This window comes from Bacillus sp. FJAT-25509, from assembly GCF_001420605.1.
Lineage (GTDB): Bacteria > Bacillota > Bacilli > Bacillales > Bacillaceae_G > Gottfriedia.
This window is the reverse complement of record NZ_LJIZ01000023.1, coordinates 140,892-159,829: the sequence shown is the minus strand read 5'-3', so window position 1 is coordinate 159,829 and position 18,938 is coordinate 140,892. Positions and strand designations below refer to the sequence as shown.

Below are 18,938 nucleotides of genomic sequence, written 5' to 3'. Positions count from 1 at the left end.
GTAAACAAAACCGACTAAATAGTTTACAATAGGTATATAGTTATAATTATTGGAGGGAATTTTCAATGAAAGATCCACGTATTTCAAAATTAGCTAAAAACTTAATCAATTACTCTGTAAAATTACAACCAGGAGAAAAAATCTTAATTGAAAACTTTAAGCTAGAAACAGAATTAGTTACAGCTTTAGTTAAAGAAGCATATGCTGCTGGTGGTTTTCCTTTCGTATCAATCAAAGATCATAAAGTAGATCGCGCATTATTAATGGGTGCTACTGAAGAACACTTTAATAAAGTAGCAGAATACGAAGCAAATGTTATGAAAGATATGGACGCATACATCGGTTTACGTTCAGGTGTTAATATTAATGAACTTTCTGATGTACCTAACGAAAAAACTAAAATCCATGGTAAAACTGTAGGTCAAAAAGTACATAGAGCAATTCGTGTTCCAAAAACGAAATGGGTAGTATTACGTTATCCAACTGATTCAATGGCTCAATCAGCAAAAATGAGTACAGAAGCATTTGAAGATTTCTATTTCAACGTATGTAATTTAGATTACGGTAAAATGGACAATGCAATGGATGCTCTAGTTGATTTAATGAACCGTACTGATAAAGTACAAATTAAAGGTCCTGGAACTGACCTAACATTCTCAATTAAAGATATCCCAGCTATTAAATGTGCTGGTGAAATGAATATTCCTGATGGTGAAGTATTTACAGCACCAGTTCGTGATTCAGTAAATGGTACACTTTCTTATAACACACCATCTCCTAACAATGGTTTTACATTTGAAAATGTTCAACTTAAATTCAAAGATGGTAAAATTGTTGAAGCAACTGCTAACGATACTGAACGTATCAACAAAATCTTTGATACAGATGAAGGTGCACGCTTTATCGGTGAATTCGCAATTGGTGTAAATCCATACATCTTACACCCAATGGGAGACATCTTATTCGATGAAAAAATCGATGGAAGTTTCCACTTTACACCAGGTCAAGCTTATGATGAAGCTTACAACGGTAACAACTCAAATATCCACTGGGATATGGTTTGTATCCAACGTCCTGAATACGGTGGAGGAGAAATCTATTTCGATGACGTTTTAATCCGTAAAGATGGTCTTTTCGTAATCGAAGAATTAAAAGGATTAAACCCTGAAAACTTAAAATAATTTTTTAAAAAGAGAACACATATTTAGCTATGTGTTCTTTTTTGTATTGTTTGATATGATGCTGACAATATTTTACCAATGTTTTACTTAACGAAAACCGCTATACCATATTGAATGGCAGTATTATGACTGAAACTTAAAAAATGAGAAGGAATAATACTATTAAAAAAAATAAAAGACTGGGAGATTCCCAGTCTTCATAATTTATGCGGCTTTTTTACCGTTAGTCAGTCTCTCAACTAACATACTCACAGACAAATCACCTGTTGCATTTAACATTGTTGCAGGTGGATCAATTAGCGCACTAATTGCCGCAAGAATTGGTAAAGATTCTACCGGTAAACCAAACAGAGAAAGAATTAACATCTCCCCGATCATTCCACCATTCGGAATTGCTCCCATTACCATACCAACTAGTAATGCAATACCGATTGTTACAAGATAGATATTCATGCCTGAGAAATTCATTCCAAATACACCAAAGGCAAAAGCAATTTTTACTACGCCACCCATAACAGAGCCATCTTTGTGTAGTGCGCTAGCTATAGGAATGACACCTTCTCTTACATTTTTAGATACACCCATTTTTTCAGCATATTCAAAATTTGTTGGAATCGTTGCAGCACTACTACAAGTTCCTAGAGACGTAAATGTTGATGGCCATACATTTTTCCAATAAATTTTAAATCCATATCTACCACCGGCCATATAAGCAACAATACTATAAAAAATAAAATAGAATAGAATAGCAGTTACATAATATAAAATAAAAACTCTCTTATATGAACCTAGTAATTGTTCGCCATATGTTGGTACAAGATATGCAAAATAAGCTCCAAGTCCTAGAGGTGCAAGATACATAATATAGTTAACCATATTCATGATTACTACATTTCCACTAGATAATAATTTCTTTACGATGTCTGCTTTATCACCAGCTTTATTCGTTGCTAATCCAACTAATACAGCAAAAACGATGATTGCCAACATATTGCTTCTTGTAAACAAGCCAGAGAAGTCATTAACTGTAAATGTGTTTACAATTTGCTCCGCTACTGAAACTTTATCAGTTGCATCCGGTTTAACGATTGGGATATGAACACCATGTGCAGGTGGATAAACTTTCATAACAACAAGCATTATGATGGCTGCAATAATACCTGTAAATAAAAATACCCCTGACATATTTCGCATAATCTTACCGAATTTTTCTCCTCCACCATTTGCAAAGCTTGAGGCTACAGAGAAAAATACTAGCGGTACAACTACTGCGAATAATAAATTTAAAAATAAATCCCCTATTGGTTTAAGGGCAACTCCAACGCTTTCAAAGTTATAACCGATGACTGAACCAATGATGATACAACAAAGTAAAATCAAAGGGAAAGCGTAATTTCTAAATGAAAATTGCATAAGCTTCCTCCTAATATAATTGCTATTTGTAGTATACCGAAAATTTAATAGTTTGTACCCCAAATTTTTAATAAAACCTACATATTTCTACATAAACATACAAAAAAGAACACTTTGTATCATCTACAAGTGTTCTCTTTTCATTAAAATTAAGAAATACTTCCTATACCCTTGCTGGTATTCCTATCCTTTAATCCTACTTTTATATGATCTTTTTATCTTAAAACTTCATCAAAAGCAGCTGAAACTTTTTCAAACTCTTCTTCTGTTTCAATATCGTAAAACTCGCCGTCTTCTGCGACTCTTAAGAAGAAAACATCAATATCCTCTTCACTTTCTTTTTCTACTTCTTCTAGTAAACCTACAGCTATGTATTCATGACCTTCAATCGTAATTGAGCCTAGTACTTCGTAATCTTGCTCGTCTCCTTCATCATAGCTAAGTGTAAGAATTTCGCCTACTTCAATCTTTTCCATAAATCTTGACCTCACTTATTTCAAATTCATTTTGCACAAAGGAAAACCTTTATGTTCCTTTAGTGTAACAGAATGATGCAAAACGTTAAATTGTAAATACACTTAAAGCTTTTCTAAATCGTTCTACTTTTAAACCATCTTTTTCTGGAGAATCAATTTTAGTAAAAAAAATTGATTTTAAAAAATTTACATGAATATTCTTACTAACGCTGTAATAAGATTTAGAACAACCAATTCTTAAGTTTCTTTCAAGTTTATTAAGTTGGACAAGCTCAATGTCTTCAAATAGTAGATATTTTCTATATTTAGGGAGGATTACTGAATGTCAAAATTAATAACGGCTCAAGAACAAAAAATAACTAGAAGAAAAACTGTCAATTTTAAATCTTTCTTTCAACGTTTTACTAAAAACCAATTAATTGATGAAACGCCATCACAAATTTTACATAATGAGTTAAGAAGCTTACAAAAACTTTTAGAGTTAAAAGAAATTAATTTTATTTATGCCGATCCTGAATACATTGATGTGGCAATTATGGAATTAGAAGCTATCCGTACAAAGTATAGTATTACTGTTAGACAATTGAAGGAAATACAATCTACTAGTACTAGTGTTGTATGAAAAAAAGAGATAAATAGCTTATTAGCTATTTATCTCTTTTTCTATGTTTTCACCCTTAAACTGATTAAGAACTGACCTCATACTTAGTTTCGTATGTCTTAACTTTTTTAAACACATTGATGAAAATCGTTAAGCATGGAAGAAGCCATAAGAATATTGCATAAGGTAAATACTCATGTAATTTCATATTAATGACTGTACTACTCATGATCGCAAGTACATTCCATGGTATCATCGCTGGAAATAATAAAGTTGTATCCGCCATTAACCGAGCCAATTCCTCTTTGTTATATTTATTTGACCAATGTGCTAAAAAAGAGCGTCCTGTTAAAATAATAGGCATCGTTTGGTTACCTGCTATTACGCATATAACTGCTGTAGCACCAATTGTTTTCAAAGAATCGGATAGCATTGAAGTTGAGGTTTGAAGCCATTTATCTAGCATAGGTTGAATGATATTAAGCTCCTCCAATAACGCATTATAAATTCCTGCTACAGCAATAAACAATAACAAGCTATACATATGACTTAGCCCTCCACCAAGTCCATTAATTCCGTGCCAAAAAGAATTCACAATTTTACTAAAAGAAATTCCATTAAATAAAGCTATTAAACTACCAGACAAAATACTAATGACATACGAATAAATAATATTGATTCTAAATAAAACAAGTACAACTAATAAGATCGGTGGAATAAATTGAATGAACGTAATGTCATTATTACTCACGATTTCATGATGTGTCTGAGTAATTCCTTGCGCAAATTGTAAATCCATTACGCTAAAAAATAAGATTGTTATGATTACAGCAGTAATTGATGTTAAGAGCATCGCTTTACCTTGTTTTTTGACAGTTGTTTCAAGAATGTTAGCTAAAAGTTGATGTGCGCTTGAAAAAGGTGACGTGCGATCACCGACAAATGCGCCAGAAATAACAGCTCCAGCCGATATTTCCACTGGTATATGCAGTAATATAGCACTACTAATAAGAGGAACTCCTAAAGCACTTAATGTTCCAATCGACGAGCCCAAAATCATTGAAAAAATCATCGTCGTTAAAAAACAAAAGACAAAAAAGTGATGTGGATTGATCGCCTGTAAAGTAATCGAAACCATCGATGTGATCGTTCCTGATAGATACCAAGATGGAAGTAAAAAGCTAATTAAAAATAAGATAAAGAGTACAATTTTAACTTTTCCCATTCCTTGGTAGCTTAACTTCATAATATTTCTAACTTCATATCCTCTTTTTAAACTTAATACGATTAAAAAAATTAATCCTGGTAAAATTCCAAATACGAGAGAGATATGTAATATGACGGAACTAATAATTCCAGTCAAAGTTACTAATATTAGGAAACTTGCCTGTTTAACTGAATATTGATCCATCAAATGCCCTTCTTTCAAGCAGATTTATTACACTCAAATTGATTAAATGTCATTCATAATTATATAAGGTTTCAAGTAATAATACACATATATTTAAATTAAAAAGCACTACTTCAATTTAAGAAGTAATGCTACTTATTGTTCTTAAATAATTGATAGCCACTTCTTTAGTCATTTTAATTACATTTCCTTTAGTGGAATATCTATTAATTTTAAGTAATTACCCGTTTCTGTCGATTTAAAAATTCTAATGAATTCTACATTAATTGTTTCAGTAGGAGTTAGTTCTTGTTTAGCTTTTATTGCCATATCGTTTAACTCTAAATTTGTTAAGCCAAAATGCGTTTGACCAAGAGTTAAATGTGGGATATATTCATCAAGTTCGAAATAAGCTCTAATTTATTCCTTTGAAGGTGAAATGGTTTCAACTAATATTTCATGCAATTTAATTATATCATCTGACTCAACGCTTAAATATAAAATATCTTCACCAAAAAATTTTGGATTCCTAATATTAACTTCAAAAGATAAAAAGCTTTCACATATCTTTTTTACCTTTTCTAACCATTCCATATCAGGGGTAAGCCCCCCTTGAGCTTTCACAGTAATATGTGGTTCGACGCATTCAACTAGTCTATTATTCTCCCATTGGTGTTGGAATTTTACTATTTTTTCTTTAAATCATCTGGTGGTACTATCCCGATAAAGTATTGCATTTAAATCCTCCTTTAAGAAAATTATTTCTTAAAATAGGTCAATACAACTTATACATATCCTTTAACTAAAATGTAAATCCGTTCCATATTGTACTAATTGTAGTTTTCGCGCGACGGCTTGTGATGCATAATTATCCCAAGAAGTACTATACAAAGCAGTTCGTCCTTGGCCTTGAATGTCCGCGGCCCATGCATTTGAAACGATTAAACCATACTCTTTTCCACGAAAATCCTCGAGTGTATATACGCTCGCTTCAGCAGCTTCGACTGATTGTCTGGCACTACAGCAGATCGACACAGCTATGTCATTTTCAATAATTGCATAACATGGATTTTTCCATTCTAGCTCCTCATATGTATAAGGAAAGTTTGGTAATAAATATTGTTTATTTGCCTGGGTAATTCTGATTGCTTTCGATGATGTTTTGCCAACTGTTTGAAATACATATGCCGGACCCATCCATAAACTGTCTATCTGATGATTTTTACTCAAAATCTGCATGATATTTACTAACGGTATACTAGAGTTTGTATCTAAGGCTTTCTCTAATTCAATTAGTTCCTCTTTTTTAAGACAATCTAAAAACCTTTTTACATATCCAATTTTGGTGCTTCCTATATAAAACCTTGGTGCTTTTGTATATGGTGGTTCATTTATTTGTGTTATTTTTCCAACTTCATTGTGTTTAAATAATACGTTAATATGCATTTCCATAAGTTCTAGCTCTGATTTCAAAAGACTTCCCCCCTAACATAAAAACTAGTTATTTTTCAAACTTTTTACTCTATCTTTTAATTTTTACAAATGTTCCTTTTTCGGACTTTTCAATTGCGGCCTTATTCATTTTAGTAATATTATCTGATAAAAGTGATGATTGTTGGACAGTTTTACCGTCTAATGATACAGAAACATCGATAATCCTTCTTTTAGCTTTTCTATGAATATCATAATCCTGATCATTTTCTTCGAGCTCAACTTTTGCATATAAACTGTTTATTAATTCTAGTATTTCTTTATCATTGCTTTCTTGAATTAATTTCATTAACTGCATATCATCCAGTAATAAATCGTTTAACTTAATAATTTCTTTTTGTAATGCAAGATTAATAATCTTTGCAAGTGAATCGTAAGAATAGATGCTGATTGGACCTAAAAAATAATCAATAGCAAGTTTATAATAAATAACTGTAAACCACTCCGCCATTTCAATAGAGTTTACACAGATTTCTCCATCTACAATAACTAATGAATTTAAAAACGCTTCAATTTCTTTTTTAGGTGTTCCAAAATATGTATGCATATCTCTTAATGTATAATCTATTCGGTCTGCACATAGCTTCGGAAGCTCTTTTTCAAGTATTTCCCATTTATCTATATCAAAAATTTCTTTAATATCAATATGATATTTTTCAAGTATTGAAGGGATCTCCGAATCTATAATTACTTTTTCAAAGATTGTTTCATGATAATTTTCTTCGCTATTATCAAAAACATAATCAATAACATGAGAAAATGCTGTGTGAGAAACATCATGTAATAAACCCGCTATTTGTTCCTCAAGAGAGCCCCCTAACTTTTTTATTAACAACATAACACCAATAGAATGGTCATATCGAGTTCCATTAAAGTGGTGATCCACTAAAAAGGTAGCACCAGCTTGATGAATTTTTTTTAACCGTTGAATTGGTTTTGTATCGATTAATTCAACAAGAACTTGATCAATATTGTATTGTCCATATAGTCTATCGCTCAAAATCATACTGTACTCCTTTTAAATATTAAATTTGAAATTCCATCTCCTTAACATAAACAGCGTTCCCAGTAATTTCTATGTCATAAGTCGAAATTACTTTTTTTACATTTACTTTTACACGTCCGTCTTTTTGAATTTCAGTACCTTGCTCAACAACTAATTCAATTGCATCATTAACATCTTTATTAATATATTTAGCATAATAAGCTCCCATTATCCCAGAGGCAGTACCTGTAACCGGATCTTCAATCGTTCCCGAAAACGCAGAAGAAAAATGACGTGCATGAAAATCAGCATTTGAATCATATGTTTCTAAGCAAAACGGATGAACCGACGCTTTTGGAATTTCATTCAAAATACTAGGAAAAAGTAGATTATTAGGTTTCATCTTTTCAAATGAAGATAATTTTTTTATTGGTAAAAGTAAATTCCAAGCACCTGTACTCCCATAAAGAGTTGGTAGACTTATATCGATTTCTTCTACAGTAAGACCAATTGAGGACGCTACATCATCAATTGAACCTTTAAACTCTACAAATTCTGGTTGTTTTTGTTTCATCGTTATATAGATCTCATTATTCGAATTATGAATCTTGATTGGCAAAATACCAGCCTTTGTTTCAATTGTTAACTCACTTTTAAACTCAATTACCCCTCTAGTAACCAAAGCATATATTACTGCCATTGTCCCGTGACCACATAAATCCATTTCATGCCCCGGTGTAAAATAACGAATTTTATAATCAGCAACCTTCGAATTTAATAGAAATGAAGTTTCATTAAATCCCACTTGTTTCGCAATATCCTGCATTTCATAATCAGTCAAAGAATCACAATCTAAAACGACACCAGCTGGATTTCCTTTATTGGGCACTTTACTAAAAGCATCGTAATGGTATACAGTAATACTTTTCATTTTCCCACCTCATTTAGTTTTTAGGTAAATCTATTCTCTAATATTAATTTAAAAATAATATTAATTTTATGAGATTGCTAGAGTAGTGCTTATATTCAATTATTTTATAATATACATTATTAAATTGATAAATTAAACCGTTTACATTTTTCTAATATTTTTATTTTGAAAGTTTGATAAAATAGTAATAATCATTAAAATTTTGGAGGAAAATATGTCATTATTCATAACAGCTTTCGGAGTAAAACTTATACTATGCTTAGCATTTACCTTAATCTGCTTCTTAATTGCATGGCCAATTGGATTATATTTTCGATACAAGGATGCGCAGAAAATGAAAGAAGTATTGCGTGACCAACCAATTAATCGCCGCAATTACTGGCTTAAACAATTCTTAAAATTAAGTATATCAATTATAGTTTTATATTTTATATCTTTTTTAATTGCACTTTATTTTGATATGCGATTTTCATCTACTGCACCGTTTGTCGGTCTATTTGCTCTATTACTCATGCTTTATATTAAATTTGCCCCACGTACAACTGGTGAAGCAACACCTGATATTGATGGATGGCATACAACATCTGTAATCATCGATCCTGATGAATATTTCACTTCAACAGGAGCAACTATTATTTTTGGATCTTTTATCTTTACAGCCTTTGAATTTATAAGCGTTCTATATTAATTTCCTTAGCAATTATTTTATATTTTTCCTTAATAAAGCATTAATGATCAAACTGATTATTAATGCTTTATTTTATTATTTTTTTCATTTACATGGTTAGTTGTCGAAAATAAAAATGATTAAGAGTGAAGGGATTCTCAGGAAGAAAGTTAAATATATTCAATTATCAAAGCTTTAGGAGGAGACCAAATGTCAAATTGGAAGACTGCATTATTTGAGTTACAAAAAACGGATATGTCTTTTTCAACATTTAATGAAGTAAGAGCTGAGAACTTAGACTTTAATAATGTAAGCTTGGCGAACTCGAAATTTAAAAATGCAAACATGAGAAATCTCGAATTGAATGATGTGAATTTATTTGGAGCCCGAATTTCAGATGTTAATTTATCTAATACTAAAATAACAAATGGTAATTTAAGAGACTTAGTAATTGATCATGTTCATTTAACTGGTACATGCTTCCGCAATATTGTCATTCCGGAGGATCTAAATCAAAACGATCACTCTAATTCTATTAAATTTGAGAAATGCAATTTAACAACTAGTCAGTTCACAGACTGTGATTTAAGTCATGTCGAAATTAATAATTGCAATTTATCAGGATTGAAAATTAATGGCATTTTAGTTGAGGATTTGTTAAAGAGTTATAGAGAGAGAAAGTAATTTCTACATAAAAAGATCCAAAACGTGTTATGAGTAAGGTAGTTTCGTCTTTTTGTATTTTTGCTTACCCATGAACCACTCATGAGTAACCTTTTTTCTTCTTTTTGCTGTTTTACTTACTCATGAACTACTCATGAGTAACCTTTTTTCTTCTTTTTGCTGTTTTACTTACTCATGAACCACTCATGAGTAACCTTTTTAATTCTTTTTGCTGTTTTACTTACTCATGGACCACTCATGAGTAACCTTTTTAATTCTTTTTGCTGTTTTACTTACTCATGAACCACTTATGAGTAACCTTTTTAATTCTTTTTGCTGTTTTACTTACTCATGAACCACTCATGAGTAACCTATATTCTTGTGCTTACTTTTATACTTACCCATGAGCCTTTTATGAGTAAGGATTTTAATATTTTTGCTTTTTTCACCGATGTGATCTTTCAACCCGCAATAAAAAAAGAATCTTTAATCAGATTCTTTTTTCGTGTCTATTTTGTTAGCTCGCGTTGTTCTTAATGGTCGTCCAGTACAATATTTCTGTTTCCATTCCCTGTTAACTGTGCTTCGAACGCGTCAATTATATGCAAAAATCGATCTGCTTCTCTAAATACATGGTCTGCTAGCAGTGGGTGAATGATACTTTTAATTCTACAAGCTTCTATTAGGTCGCGTGCTGTTTTCTTAAAATCTCTAAGTGATTTTACCGATACACGGTTTTCATCAAGGAATTGGTCAAGTATAGGAACTGTTTCCGATTGTGGTCTCATTGATTCTAAATCTACGGCTTGGTATAAAAGCTGATCAAAATCATGACTAAATTCCCTAGCTTGATCTACTAATTTTCTTTCCGACGGATCTAATAGATGTCCAATAAATTTTGCATGGTCTGCCATAATTCTTAAAAAGAAAACATTTTCTTGGATAATTGCAGCAGGTAGCGGTTGAAGTTGACCATTATTTAGTTCAGTCAAGCGATTTGCAAAATAAGCAGCTTCCCTACTTGTATGGTCAACTAATAAAGGAAAGTTATTGCCCGTTATTTTACAAGTTAGGAGTAAATTAAGAATTTTACGCTTATAAGCCCAAATCATAGAAGCTGCTTGATGAACCTCATTATTAAACTGTTTAATTTGCTGAGGATCCGTTTGAAGCGAAAATGATTGGGCCTTATTTCCAATTCCTTCAAAGAGCTGATAAAAGTGATCTGCTTCTTGAATTAATTCAGTATCATCACAATTAAATCCTAATTTAAGAAATAGAGAATGCTCTTTCATAATCCTAGACCAAAAAAGAATTTCATCTAAAGAACGTGCTATAAATGCATCCGACAATCGGACCCCTCCTAACATAATTCATTTCACTTCCTAATATATTGATGAAAAAATGAATTATTACAGATACATCTTTATTAAGTAGATTAGCGATTAGACTACTAAAATTTTAGTTTATAAAAAAAGCATTACTTCAATAGAAGTAATGCTAGAGTATTTATTTAATCATAGATTATGATTTCAAAACATCATGATCAACATATCGTTTACCATCTAATTGACTAATCAAATTAATCGCAACTTTTGCTCCATCGCCTGCTGTAATAATCGTATGAACACTTGTTCCTGCAACAGTTCCCGCTGCCCATACTCCTTCAATATTTGTTTTACCAGTCGAATCTACATCAAGTACGGTCTTTATGCGAGGTTCTGTTCCAGCTTTAGTGTTTAGTCCTACTTTTTCAGCTAATTCCACACTTAAGCCTGTAGCTAAAATCACTTGATTTGCTTCATAAGTTGCTGTTTCAGTTTCAATATTGAAGCCATTTTCTGAACTCACAATATTACCTACAGTACCTTGAATAATTTCAGCTCCAAATTTTCTAACTTGATTTTTTCCTGTTTCTATTAAATCTGGACCTGTAATTTCTGAAACCCCATAATGATTTTCAATCCATGCTTTTTTCGTTATACTCTTGTCGTTGTCTAATACTAAAGTTTTTTTACCAGCTTTTGCTGCAAATAAAGCAGCACTTGCTCCCGCTGGTCCGGCGCCGATAATTACGATATCATACATTATTAAAATCGCTCCTTTTTACATATAAGATTGATTTAAGTACTGTAATTATTATTCTGTCGTCGCCTTAATAATCCCTGCATGAATTGATCGTAAATTAATTAAATCCCGGGAAACTTGAGAGATCAGAATAATTAATCCATAAAAGTACAAACGCAATAATACCTAATAATAATATTGTAAAAGTTTGTTTAAACGAGTCCTTAACACGGATATGTGCTATTATTCCACCGATAGCTACAACTCCTAATAATAAACCACCCGCTGGAACCCAACTTTCTTCCCAAAATCCAATAATCAATGAAACTGCCCCAACCAATTCTACTAATCCGGTAATTACTCTGAACCATTGTGCTAATTTCAAGTGATTAAAACTTTCAACACTCGTTTTTGAACCAAAAACTTTCCCTAACCCAGCAATTAAAAACATAAGAGCTAATAAAATTTGCAAGATAATTGATAAAATATCCATTTTTTATCACCCCTTTACTAATATATATGCAATTGAAAAAAGCACATATTACTCCAAAAGTAACTATTCAATGTAAAATTTTGATTAGAATGGTTACTACAATCAGTAAAAATAGTTAGAGGTTTTTTAATTAGTTCATTATTCATCTTTTTTATTAGTAATCAATTAAAAAAATAATTTAGACAAAATAAAAAAGCAGTGTTACCTGCTATATTATTTAGTGCTTTTAATTCCTTATTAAGCTATTAATCTACATTTTAATCCTTAAAAAAGTCAATTCGATTCATAACATCTTCAATTGTAAATAGCTTTAAATAATCTAAAGCCTGGCGTTCGGCTTCAAATAATATTCTTTCTATTTCTAAATCTAACTGTTCTCCGGCTTCACCACAGTCAACTGACATTTCTTGTTCTATGGGAACCTTATTAACAGCAGTATAGATTTCACCTAAGGTAATTAAATCAACCGCCTTTTTTAAAATATAACCGCCTTCACGGCCACCTTTGGATTCTACAATACCTGCTGAGGATAAAGATTGCATTACTCTTCGCATGAATGTCGCATGAGAATCAACTTGCTCTGCGATCATTGCACTTGATAACATACCACCACTATTTGCCAACCAAACTATTGCATGAACTGCTATTTTAAAACGAGGTGGGCCAATATTGACACCTCTGTTTGCACTACTCATTGCTTTTCACTCCTATAATTACTTGGTTGAATACTTATTAAGCAAATGATAGAACAATAAATTTTCATAGGCAATAGAATGGTTAGAAGAATGTTATTAACAATTTTTACCATTAATTACTCAACAATTTGTTCAAAGAAGCCGTTTACTAAAAATCGAAAATCTATTAATTTTAAAGCCCAAAATGTTGCTTTGCTAATTCTTTATATCTCATTTCATCAATATCCTCTTTCGTTACCACTCCGTTAATCCATTGTGTAAAAGAAGTATTCGTTAAAGTATTATTTCCCTCATTTGTCAATTGAGTTATTAAAGGATTTTTATTAAATGGTGATTCCTCGTGCTCAGCAATAATTGTTTGAATCTCATTAAATTCGGACACACCAGAAATCACATCGCGTGAATCAAATGCATATCCAATTCTCCAATTAGGATCTTTATGTTTTAGTTTTAACATCAAAACATAATCCCCGAATTTTGTATCTTCTTTTTTAATTCGAAACTCACCATTACTAGAAGTTATCTTCTCACCAGTAAAAGGAACTGCTTTTAAAGGAAGATTCGCTCCAAATCCTGTATCAATTAAGTATGTATCTTCATTTTGTGTTAATAGGATCGTGACATGTGTTCTTCCAAAAGTAGGATATTTTTGAGCAATATTATCATAAACAACCCCTCTAGCTAATCTCACGTTAAACCCATTTTCAAGAAGAAATAAATAAAGTAATGAATTCAATTCATAGCAGAGACCACCTTCACTTTTTACTAATAATTTACTAATTAAATTTTCTCGGGTGATCTCATTCGTATTATTTTCTATAATACAAAGATTTTCAAAAGGTATATTTTTTGCTGTTTTTTCAAGAATGTCATTTAAATTATTAAAGTTAATCACTTCATTATCTCGTAATCCGATTCTTTTTCGAAACAATAAATTAAGCTCGCTCATTTACTATTCCTCCTGTCTCATCAAACTTTTAATTAATCATACCATTTTAGTTTAAAAGCTAAAAAAAATAAGCTGCAAAAGCAACTTCATGCCATCAAAAATTTAGATTGTCTCTTATAATCTTTTTTCAAAATAATATTGATTATACCCTTTTGGATGATTCTCAATTACGCCAAATACTTTAAAACCATGCTTCTTATAAAATTTTGGAGCTTGAAAACTAAAAGTATCTACTTTAATAAGGCGACATCCATTTTCGATTGCAAATTCTTCCATTTGATTGATTAGCTGACTACCAAAGCCTTCATGTCTATACTCCTCAGACACCCATAAGAAGTCTATAGATAAATGGTGCCAATACATCCTTCCTGTAATTCCACCTACTATTTCCTCTTGATCATTTCTAACGACAAAGCTTATTTCTTCAGATGGTGCACTCTTCTCATCTGGAAGGTTTTTAGCATTATATTCAATTACTTTTTTTCTAATAAAATCACTATCTTCTTGTACCCATTGTTTCACTATTTTCATTTTTTTCTCCCATTATTATATTCGACTTATAGCAACTAAATTTACTTATTTAATAGTACATTCTCTAAATAACGTTATTTTCCTTTTAAAACCATTCTTAGCCAAGAACCTTACTGAATAAGATCGAAACAAAAAAACCTTCAAAAATTAGAAGGTTTTAATCTAAATATTATGGTATAATCTTCCAAAAGGAGTGGGATTTATATGGATAACGTGTTTTTTCCTCTATTTTCAATCATACCGATTTTGTTTTACATAGCACCTTTTGTTTTTATGATTTGGTTCCTTTTAAAATTCCTAAAAATTCAACAAGAAAAAAATCAAATTCTCAAAAGTATTTCAGATAAACTAGATCACTTAAATAACAATCAATCAGAAACTTGAAAGAGCGTATGTCTCTTTCTTTTTTTATTTTTTAGAGATTGGTATCCATATTTCGCTCTTAAAATTTGGTGATGTGATGTCTTTCTGTTCATTCCATAAAATTTCGGGACCTTCTACTTGATGGTAATCAGAGGATGGAAACCATTCAGAATAAATTCGTCCCCACACTTCTTGTAATGCATCTGGAAATTTTCCAATTGCTTCGAATACTGCCCATGTAGATGCAGGAACTTCAAGTTGAATTAACTCTTTTGGACAGTCATTTGTAGTGGCAACACCAATATAATGATCAAGCTCTCCTTTTTCTTCCATTCTACCTTCTGAAAAATTTGTTGATGCATTAATTATACCAATCGGTTCAACATTGGAGAGTTCTTTTAGTTTCGTTATTTTTTCCATCGTTAAAGTTTTCCACATGGATGCAATTTCGGGATTAACTCCATTAAAAATAATCGGAACTCTCTTTTTTATCCCTACGATTCGAAATGCTTCTTTTTCTTCAATACGATAGTTCATTTCATTTCCCCCTTTAATTGATAATTGGAAGGTCATTCGTGGATATGCTTTGAGCGAATTGCCGTTATTTCTAGCTTCTGACGGAGTAATTCCATGTAAGTTTTGAAAGGCCCTCGAAAAGGAATCCGGAGAATTGTATCCGTATTTTAAAGCAATATCAATTATTTTCTTGTTATGATCTTTAAGTTCAAACGCAGAGGCGGTAAGGCGGCGACGACGTATATACTCTGAAAGAGAAATTCCAGCAAGAAACGAAAACATTCTTTTAAAGTGATACTCAGAACAATAAGCCCGTCTAGAAAGCTCTTTATAGTCAATCTCACTCGTCAAATTTTCTTCAATATATACTAAAGCATCATTCATATTCTTTAACAAATCCATTTTATAACCTCCTTCTTCAATAGAATAACAGGAACGAAATTAATCAATCCGACTTTTCATGCTAAGTTATGTAGGGTGTTCTCATTTACTATTTTTAAAGGGAGCCACATTAAGTAGCTCCCAAAATTTAAAACTTTTTACATCGATAATTTAAAATCTTCTTTTACATTCAATTTCTTATTAACTTTAACATAAACCAAAATTGCATTAAGTAGCAATAATGCACTTGTAACAAAAAATACATATTTCACACCTAAATATGCTCCAATTTGCCCACCTAAAACGGAACCGACAAACACACCTAAATATCCAGCTGACATGTTAAATCCAAATACTCGACCGGTAATGGCATCCGGTGTAATTCGTTTAACTAATGTATTAACAGCTGGAGTTAATCCTGCCGTTGCCAAACCTAAAATAAATCGTAGTCCCATCAATTCCCAAGCGTTTTTTACAAATGCTTGTGGAATAACCATTAAACCTGAAACGATCAGTGCAACGAATATAACTTTATGAGGACCAATTCGATCTGAAATCTTACCTAATCTCGGAGCAGCAATAATGCTTGCCAATCCTGATGCTGAAAATGCCATACCCGCTAACAATGCAACATGTGTAGAATGAGCAGATAGCTGAGAAATGTAGACAGTAATAACTGGTTCAATCGAATAAAGAGCTATTGTTAAAACAAAAAAAGTAATGAACATTGTGATCATTAAGCTTTTATCCGGAATAAGACACCAAATTTCCTTAAACTTAAGCACTTTTTTATTTTGGTGAGTAAATGATTCTTTTACAAATAATGCTGTTGTAATAAACGCCACCATCATGAGTCCGCCTGTTACAAAAAACACATTTTGTAAGCCCACAGTCTCACCGATATAGCCTCCAATCATAGGACCAAGTAATGAACCTGCTATACTTGCAGTTGAAAGTGTACCTAATGCCGAACCCGCATGCTCTTTATCTGTTTGCGTTGCGATTAAAGTTGTACAAGCTGTACCATAACCGGTAATGACGCCTTGTAAAAGTCTTAAACCAATTAAAACATAGACATTATGTGCGAAACCCATACAAAAAATAATAATTGACATACCAAGACTTGCTCTTAAAAGCATTGGTTTTCGTCCAAACTTATCCGCTGCCAAACCCCAAATAGGAGAAAAAATTGCTGAAATAATAAAAGTTACCCCAAAAGCAATCCCAGAAAATTGACTAATTAATGCAGAATTATGAACACCAAGTTTATCAATATATAGGGGTAATACCGGACCAAGTTGGCTCATCCCGATACTCGTTACAAACATGCCAAACCAGCAGACAATCAAATTTCTTTTCCACAATAACATCATATCCCCCTCCTTTTTGATAAAAATAAAATCAATATTAAAAAGTCTCGAGAATGAGACAAATAAAAAAATAACAATGAGTTTTCATATACACATAAGACTAAACTATATTTTATAGTTTGTAAATTATATTATATAGTTTACTAATTATCATTAGAAGTGTTAAACTATTTTCTGTAAATATAGTCTCTCTTTAAAAATACTTTGTATTTAGGTATTGTATCTTTAAGGGCATAAGTTGATTGGCAGTGGAAATCAACCTAATTAATCTTAAAAAAACAATCTATCGTAAAAAACCTAAACATGAGACGGGAGCAAAAAAATGGTTCAAAAAAGAAATTTAACAAAAGAAAAAATAATTGAAGTGGCTTTTTCATTGGCTAATGAAATCGGACTTAATCAAGTTACTTTTCCAAAAATTGCAGAGAAGCTAGATATTAAATATCCATCTTTATATAACCATTTTGCGAATATGGATGATTTAAAATTGAAAATGACGATTTCTCTTTTAAATAAATTAAATTCGACTTTAATGCAAAGATTGGTCGGTAAAAGTGGTGAACAAGCGATTAGAGAAATTGCTTATGTATACCGTGATTTTGCATTTGATAATAGAACTGGTTATGGACTTTTTATGAATATCCCGAGTACAGAAAATGATGATGTTAAACGACTTGCTAGGGAAACGACTGGAATTATTCATCAAATTCTAAAGTTTTATATTACGGACCCTACTTTATTGATACATCAAGGCCGAGCACTGAGAAGCATTTTACATGGATTTGTCTCGATGAATTTCCTTGGATATTTCCAACATCCAGTAAATGTAGATGATAGCTTTGATGTTATGATTGATGATTTTATTTCTTCTGTTTCAAAAACGCAGGAAGTAGAATAAGTTTTTAGCAACAAAAAATGTGAACACTAAACTAGGCAACTTTCTTTAGATGTCTAGTTTAGTGCTCACATAAAACAAAGGGAGGTGTGGTAAAAGCTTAGTGCTTTTACTTTCTAAATGAAAATAGATAAAGGTATTGAAACAATTGAATTAGTAATGAACTTTATGGGACAAGAAAGAATTATTCATCCAACTTTACTATGGGATGATCATGAAGTAATCTTAGTAGATACGGGAATGCCAGGACAAACTGGAGAAATTCGTGAAGCGATTGAGAGAGCCGGTCTAGAATTTAATCAACTGTCTAAAATCATCCTTACACATCAAGACATCGATCATATCGGAAGCCTTACTGAAATCTTAAAAACTGCTGATCAAAAAATTGAAGTACTAGCCCATAATGAAGACAAACCTTATATTGAAGGTGACAAAACCTTTATTAAAATGAATCCTGAACGAATCGCAAAAATGATCGAATCTCTTCCTGAAGAACAAAGTCAAAAAATAAAAGCGATGTTCAATATACCACTTAATGCTAAGGTCAATACTACAGTAATTGATGAAGAAGTATTACCATATACTGGAGGAATTACTGTCATCTTTACTCCTGGACATACTCCTGGTCACATTAGTTTATATCATCATCAAAGTAAAACTCTTATTGCAGGAGATGCTCTAACTTCGGAGAATGGTGTAATCATGGGGCCAAATCCAAATAATACACCTGATATGGATACTGCTCTTACGTCCATTAAGAAATTCACAAAATATGATATCGAAACAGTCATTTGTTACCATGGCGGAGTAGTTAATGAAAATGTAAATGAACAGCTTTTAACATTAGCTAACAATAATTAATATACTGTAATTAATTTGG

At 31.7% G+C, this 18,938-nt stretch carries 22 protein-coding genes; 6 read left to right on the top strand and 16 right to left on the bottom strand.

Features of this window, described 5'->3' with window-relative positions:
• The first annotated feature begins 65 nt into the window (after positions 1–65).
• Positions 66–1,181 carry an aminopeptidase gene (locus AN960_RS16045; protein ID WP_056473474.1) on the top strand — a complete coding sequence of 372 codons (1,116 nt, stop codon included), beginning with the start codon at positions 66–68 and terminating at the stop codon, positions 1,179–1,181.
• Between the two features lie 204 nt (positions 1,182–1,385).
• Here AN960_RS16045 and AN960_RS16040 read toward each other — a convergent pair whose 3' ends face one another.
• Positions 1,386–2,594 (bottom strand): dicarboxylate/amino acid:cation symporter, encoded by a 1,209-nt coding sequence (locus tag AN960_RS16040; RefSeq protein WP_056473472.1) that lies wholly within the window; start codon positions 2,592–2,594, stop codon positions 1,386–1,388.
• A 215-nt stretch (positions 2,595–2,809) separates the two neighbouring features.
• Positions 2,810–3,070 carry a DUF1292 domain-containing protein gene (locus tag AN960_RS16035; RefSeq protein ID WP_056473469.1) on the bottom strand — a complete coding sequence of 87 codons (261 nt, stop codon included), beginning with the start codon at positions 3,068–3,070 and terminating at the stop codon, positions 2,810–2,812.
• Between the two features lie 322 nt (positions 3,071–3,392).
• Here AN960_RS16035 and AN960_RS16030 point away from each other — a divergent pair, with 322 nt between their 5' ends.
• Positions 3,393–3,692, top strand: coding sequence for a hypothetical protein (locus tag AN960_RS16030; RefSeq protein ID WP_056473468.1), 300 nt, complete (start codon positions 3,393–3,395; stop codon positions 3,690–3,692).
• Between the two features lie 64 nt (positions 3,693–3,756).
• On the opposite strand, the gene AN960_RS16025 is transcribed toward AN960_RS16030, so the two are convergent.
• The 6 genes from AN960_RS16025 to AN960_RS16005 all read right to left on the bottom strand — a co-directional run bounded on the left by AN960_RS16025 (position 3,757) and on the right by AN960_RS16005 (position 8,468).
• Positions 3,757–5,082, bottom strand: a complete 1,326-nt coding sequence (locus tag AN960_RS16025; RefSeq protein ID WP_082459539.1) for a Na+/H+ antiporter NhaC family protein — start codon at positions 5,080–5,082, stop codon at positions 3,757–3,759.
• 180 nt (positions 5,083–5,262) lie between these two features.
• Complete coding sequence (locus tag AN960_RS25115; RefSeq protein WP_286131731.1) at positions 5,263–5,391, bottom strand: hypothetical protein; 129 nt, start codon at positions 5,389–5,391, stop codon at positions 5,263–5,265.
• A 90-nt stretch (positions 5,392–5,481) separates the two neighbouring features.
• Positions 5,482–5,685, bottom strand: coding sequence for a 2'-5' RNA ligase family protein (locus AN960_RS25110; RefSeq protein ID WP_286131730.1), 204 nt, complete (start codon positions 5,683–5,685; stop codon positions 5,482–5,484).
• A 174-nt stretch (positions 5,686–5,859) separates the two neighbouring features.
• Complete coding sequence (locus AN960_RS16015) at positions 5,860–6,534, bottom strand: GNAT family N-acetyltransferase (protein WP_056473465.1); 675 nt, start codon at positions 6,532–6,534, stop codon at positions 5,860–5,862.
• A gap of 49 nt (positions 6,535–6,583) precedes the next feature.
• Positions 6,584–7,558: an HD domain-containing protein gene (locus AN960_RS16010; RefSeq protein WP_056473464.1), complete on the bottom strand. Its 975-nt coding sequence runs from the start codon at positions 7,556–7,558 to the stop codon at positions 6,584–6,586.
• A gap of 19 nt (positions 7,559–7,577) precedes the next feature.
• Complete coding sequence (locus AN960_RS16005; protein WP_056473462.1) at positions 7,578–8,468, bottom strand: PhzF family phenazine biosynthesis protein; 891 nt, start codon at positions 8,466–8,468, stop codon at positions 7,578–7,580.
• A gap of 214 nt (positions 8,469–8,682) precedes the next feature.
• Between AN960_RS16005 and AN960_RS16000 the strand changes: the two genes are divergently transcribed.
• Positions 8,683–9,156, top strand: coding sequence for a hypothetical protein (locus AN960_RS16000; RefSeq protein WP_056473460.1), 474 nt, complete (start codon positions 8,683–8,685; stop codon positions 9,154–9,156).
• Positions 9,157–9,345: 189 nt separating this feature from the next.
• Positions 9,346–9,819, top strand: coding sequence for a pentapeptide repeat-containing protein (locus tag AN960_RS15995; protein WP_056473458.1), 474 nt, complete (start codon positions 9,346–9,348; stop codon positions 9,817–9,819).
• A gap of 512 nt (positions 9,820–10,331) precedes the next feature.
• Here the strand turns inward: AN960_RS15995 and AN960_RS15990 are convergent.
• From AN960_RS15990 to AN960_RS15950, 8 genes are all read right to left on the bottom strand, one after another.
• Positions 10,332–11,168 (bottom strand): DUF2935 domain-containing protein, encoded by an 837-nt coding sequence (locus AN960_RS15990; protein WP_056473456.1) that lies wholly within the window; start codon positions 11,166–11,168, stop codon positions 10,332–10,334.
• A gap of 154 nt (positions 11,169–11,322) precedes the next feature.
• Positions 11,323–11,886, bottom strand: a complete 564-nt coding sequence (locus AN960_RS15985; protein WP_056473455.1) for an FAD-dependent oxidoreductase — start codon at positions 11,884–11,886, stop codon at positions 11,323–11,325.
• A 97-nt stretch (positions 11,887–11,983) separates the two neighbouring features.
• Positions 11,984–12,358 carry a DoxX family protein gene (locus AN960_RS15980; RefSeq protein WP_056473454.1) on the bottom strand — a complete coding sequence of 125 codons (375 nt, stop codon included), beginning with the start codon at positions 12,356–12,358 and terminating at the stop codon, positions 11,984–11,986.
• Positions 12,359–12,615: 257 nt separating this feature from the next.
• The gene (locus AN960_RS15975; protein WP_056473451.1) at positions 12,616–13,053 is read right to left on the bottom strand and encodes an RrF2 family transcriptional regulator; all 438 of its coding nucleotides are present in this window, start codon (positions 13,051–13,053) and stop codon (positions 12,616–12,618) included.
• A gap of 172 nt (positions 13,054–13,225) precedes the next feature.
• Entirely contained in the window at positions 13,226–14,002 is a 777-nt protein-coding gene (locus AN960_RS15970; RefSeq protein ID WP_056473450.1) for an arylamine N-acetyltransferase family protein, read from the bottom strand.
• Between the two features lie 114 nt (positions 14,003–14,116).
• Positions 14,117–14,533: a GNAT family N-acetyltransferase gene (locus tag AN960_RS15965; RefSeq protein ID WP_056473448.1), complete on the bottom strand. Its 417-nt coding sequence runs from the start codon at positions 14,531–14,533 to the stop codon at positions 14,117–14,119.
• A gap of 408 nt (positions 14,534–14,941) precedes the next feature.
• Positions 14,942–15,814 carry an AraC family transcriptional regulator gene (locus AN960_RS15955; protein WP_056473444.1) on the bottom strand — a complete coding sequence of 291 codons (873 nt, stop codon included), beginning with the start codon at positions 15,812–15,814 and terminating at the stop codon, positions 14,942–14,944.
• 137 nt (positions 15,815–15,951) lie between these two features.
• Positions 15,952–17,163, bottom strand: coding sequence for a multidrug efflux MFS transporter (locus AN960_RS15950; protein WP_056473442.1), 1,212 nt, complete (start codon positions 17,161–17,163; stop codon positions 15,952–15,954).
• Positions 17,164–17,485: 322 nt separating this feature from the next.
• Here AN960_RS15950 and AN960_RS15945 point away from each other — a divergent pair, with 322 nt between their 5' ends.
• Both AN960_RS15945 and AN960_RS15940 read left to right on the top strand, forming a co-directional pair.
• Positions 17,486–18,061 carry a TetR/AcrR family transcriptional regulator gene (locus AN960_RS15945; RefSeq protein ID WP_056473440.1) on the top strand — a complete coding sequence of 192 codons (576 nt, stop codon included), beginning with the start codon at positions 17,486–17,488 and terminating at the stop codon, positions 18,059–18,061.
• 117 nt (positions 18,062–18,178) lie between these two features.
• Positions 18,179–18,919 carry an MBL fold metallo-hydrolase gene (locus tag AN960_RS15940; RefSeq protein ID WP_056473438.1) on the top strand — a complete coding sequence of 247 codons (741 nt, stop codon included), beginning with the start codon at positions 18,179–18,181 and terminating at the stop codon, positions 18,917–18,919.
• The last annotated feature ends 19 nt before the right edge of the window (positions 18,920–18,938 follow it).

Bases quoted from the DNA above. Each gene is read 5' to 3' on its own strand.
- AN960_RS16045 (WP_056473474.1), top strand. From the start codon at position 66: ATGAAAGATCCACGTATTTCAAAATTAGCTAAAAACTTAATCAATTAC.
- AN960_RS16040 (WP_056473472.1), bottom strand. From the start codon at position 2,594: ATGCAATTTTCATTTAGAAATTACGCTTTCCCTTTGATTTTACTTTGT.
- AN960_RS16035 (WP_056473469.1), bottom strand. From the start codon at position 3,070: ATGGAAAAGATTGAAGTAGGCGAAATTCTTACACTTAGCTATGATGAA.
- AN960_RS16030 (WP_056473468.1), top strand. From the start codon at position 3,393: ATGTCAAAATTAATAACGGCTCAAGAACAAAAAATAACTAGAAGAAAA.
- AN960_RS16025 (WP_082459539.1), bottom strand. From the start codon at position 5,082: ATGGATCAATATTCAGTTAAACAGGCAAGTTTCCTAATATTAGTAACT.
- AN960_RS25115 (WP_286131731.1), bottom strand. From the start codon at position 5,391: ATGGCAATAAAAGCTAAACAAGAACTAACTCCTACTGAAACAATTAAT.
- AN960_RS16010 (WP_056473464.1), bottom strand. From the start codon at position 7,558: ATGATTTTGAGCGATAGACTATATGGACAATACAATATTGATCAAGTT.
- AN960_RS16005 (WP_056473462.1), bottom strand. From the start codon at position 8,468: ATGAAAAGTATTACTGTATACCATTACGATGCTTTTAGTAAAGTGCCC.
- AN960_RS16000 (WP_056473460.1), top strand. From the start codon at position 8,683: ATGTCATTATTCATAACAGCTTTCGGAGTAAAACTTATACTATGCTTA.
- AN960_RS15995 (WP_056473458.1), top strand. From the start codon at position 9,346: ATGTCAAATTGGAAGACTGCATTATTTGAGTTACAAAAAACGGATATG.
- AN960_RS15990 (WP_056473456.1), bottom strand. From the start codon at position 11,168: ATGTTAGGAGGGGTCCGATTGTCGGATGCATTTATAGCACGTTCTTTA.
- AN960_RS15985 (WP_056473455.1), bottom strand. From the start codon at position 11,886: ATGTATGATATCGTAATTATCGGCGCCGGACCAGCGGGAGCAAGTGCT.
- AN960_RS15980 (WP_056473454.1), bottom strand. From the start codon at position 12,358: ATGGATATTTTATCAATTATCTTGCAAATTTTATTAGCTCTTATGTTT.
- AN960_RS15975 (WP_056473451.1), bottom strand. From the start codon at position 13,053: ATGAGTAGTGCAAACAGAGGTGTCAATATTGGCCCACCTCGTTTTAAA.
- AN960_RS15970 (WP_056473450.1), bottom strand. From the start codon at position 14,002: ATGAGCGAGCTTAATTTATTGTTTCGAAAAAGAATCGGATTACGAGAT.
- AN960_RS15965 (WP_056473448.1), bottom strand. From the start codon at position 14,533: ATGAAAATAGTGAAACAATGGGTACAAGAAGATAGTGATTTTATTAGA.
- AN960_RS15955 (WP_056473444.1), bottom strand. From the start codon at position 15,814: ATGGATTTGTTAAAGAATATGAATGATGCTTTAGTATATATTGAAGAA.
- AN960_RS15950 (WP_056473442.1), bottom strand. From the start codon at position 17,163: ATGTTATTGTGGAAAAGAAATTTGATTGTCTGCTGGTTTGGCATGTTT.
- AN960_RS15945 (WP_056473440.1), top strand. From the start codon at position 17,486: ATGGTTCAAAAAAGAAATTTAACAAAAGAAAAAATAATTGAAGTGGCT.
- AN960_RS15940 (WP_056473438.1), top strand. From the start codon at position 18,179: ATGAAAATAGATAAAGGTATTGAAACAATTGAATTAGTAATGAACTTT.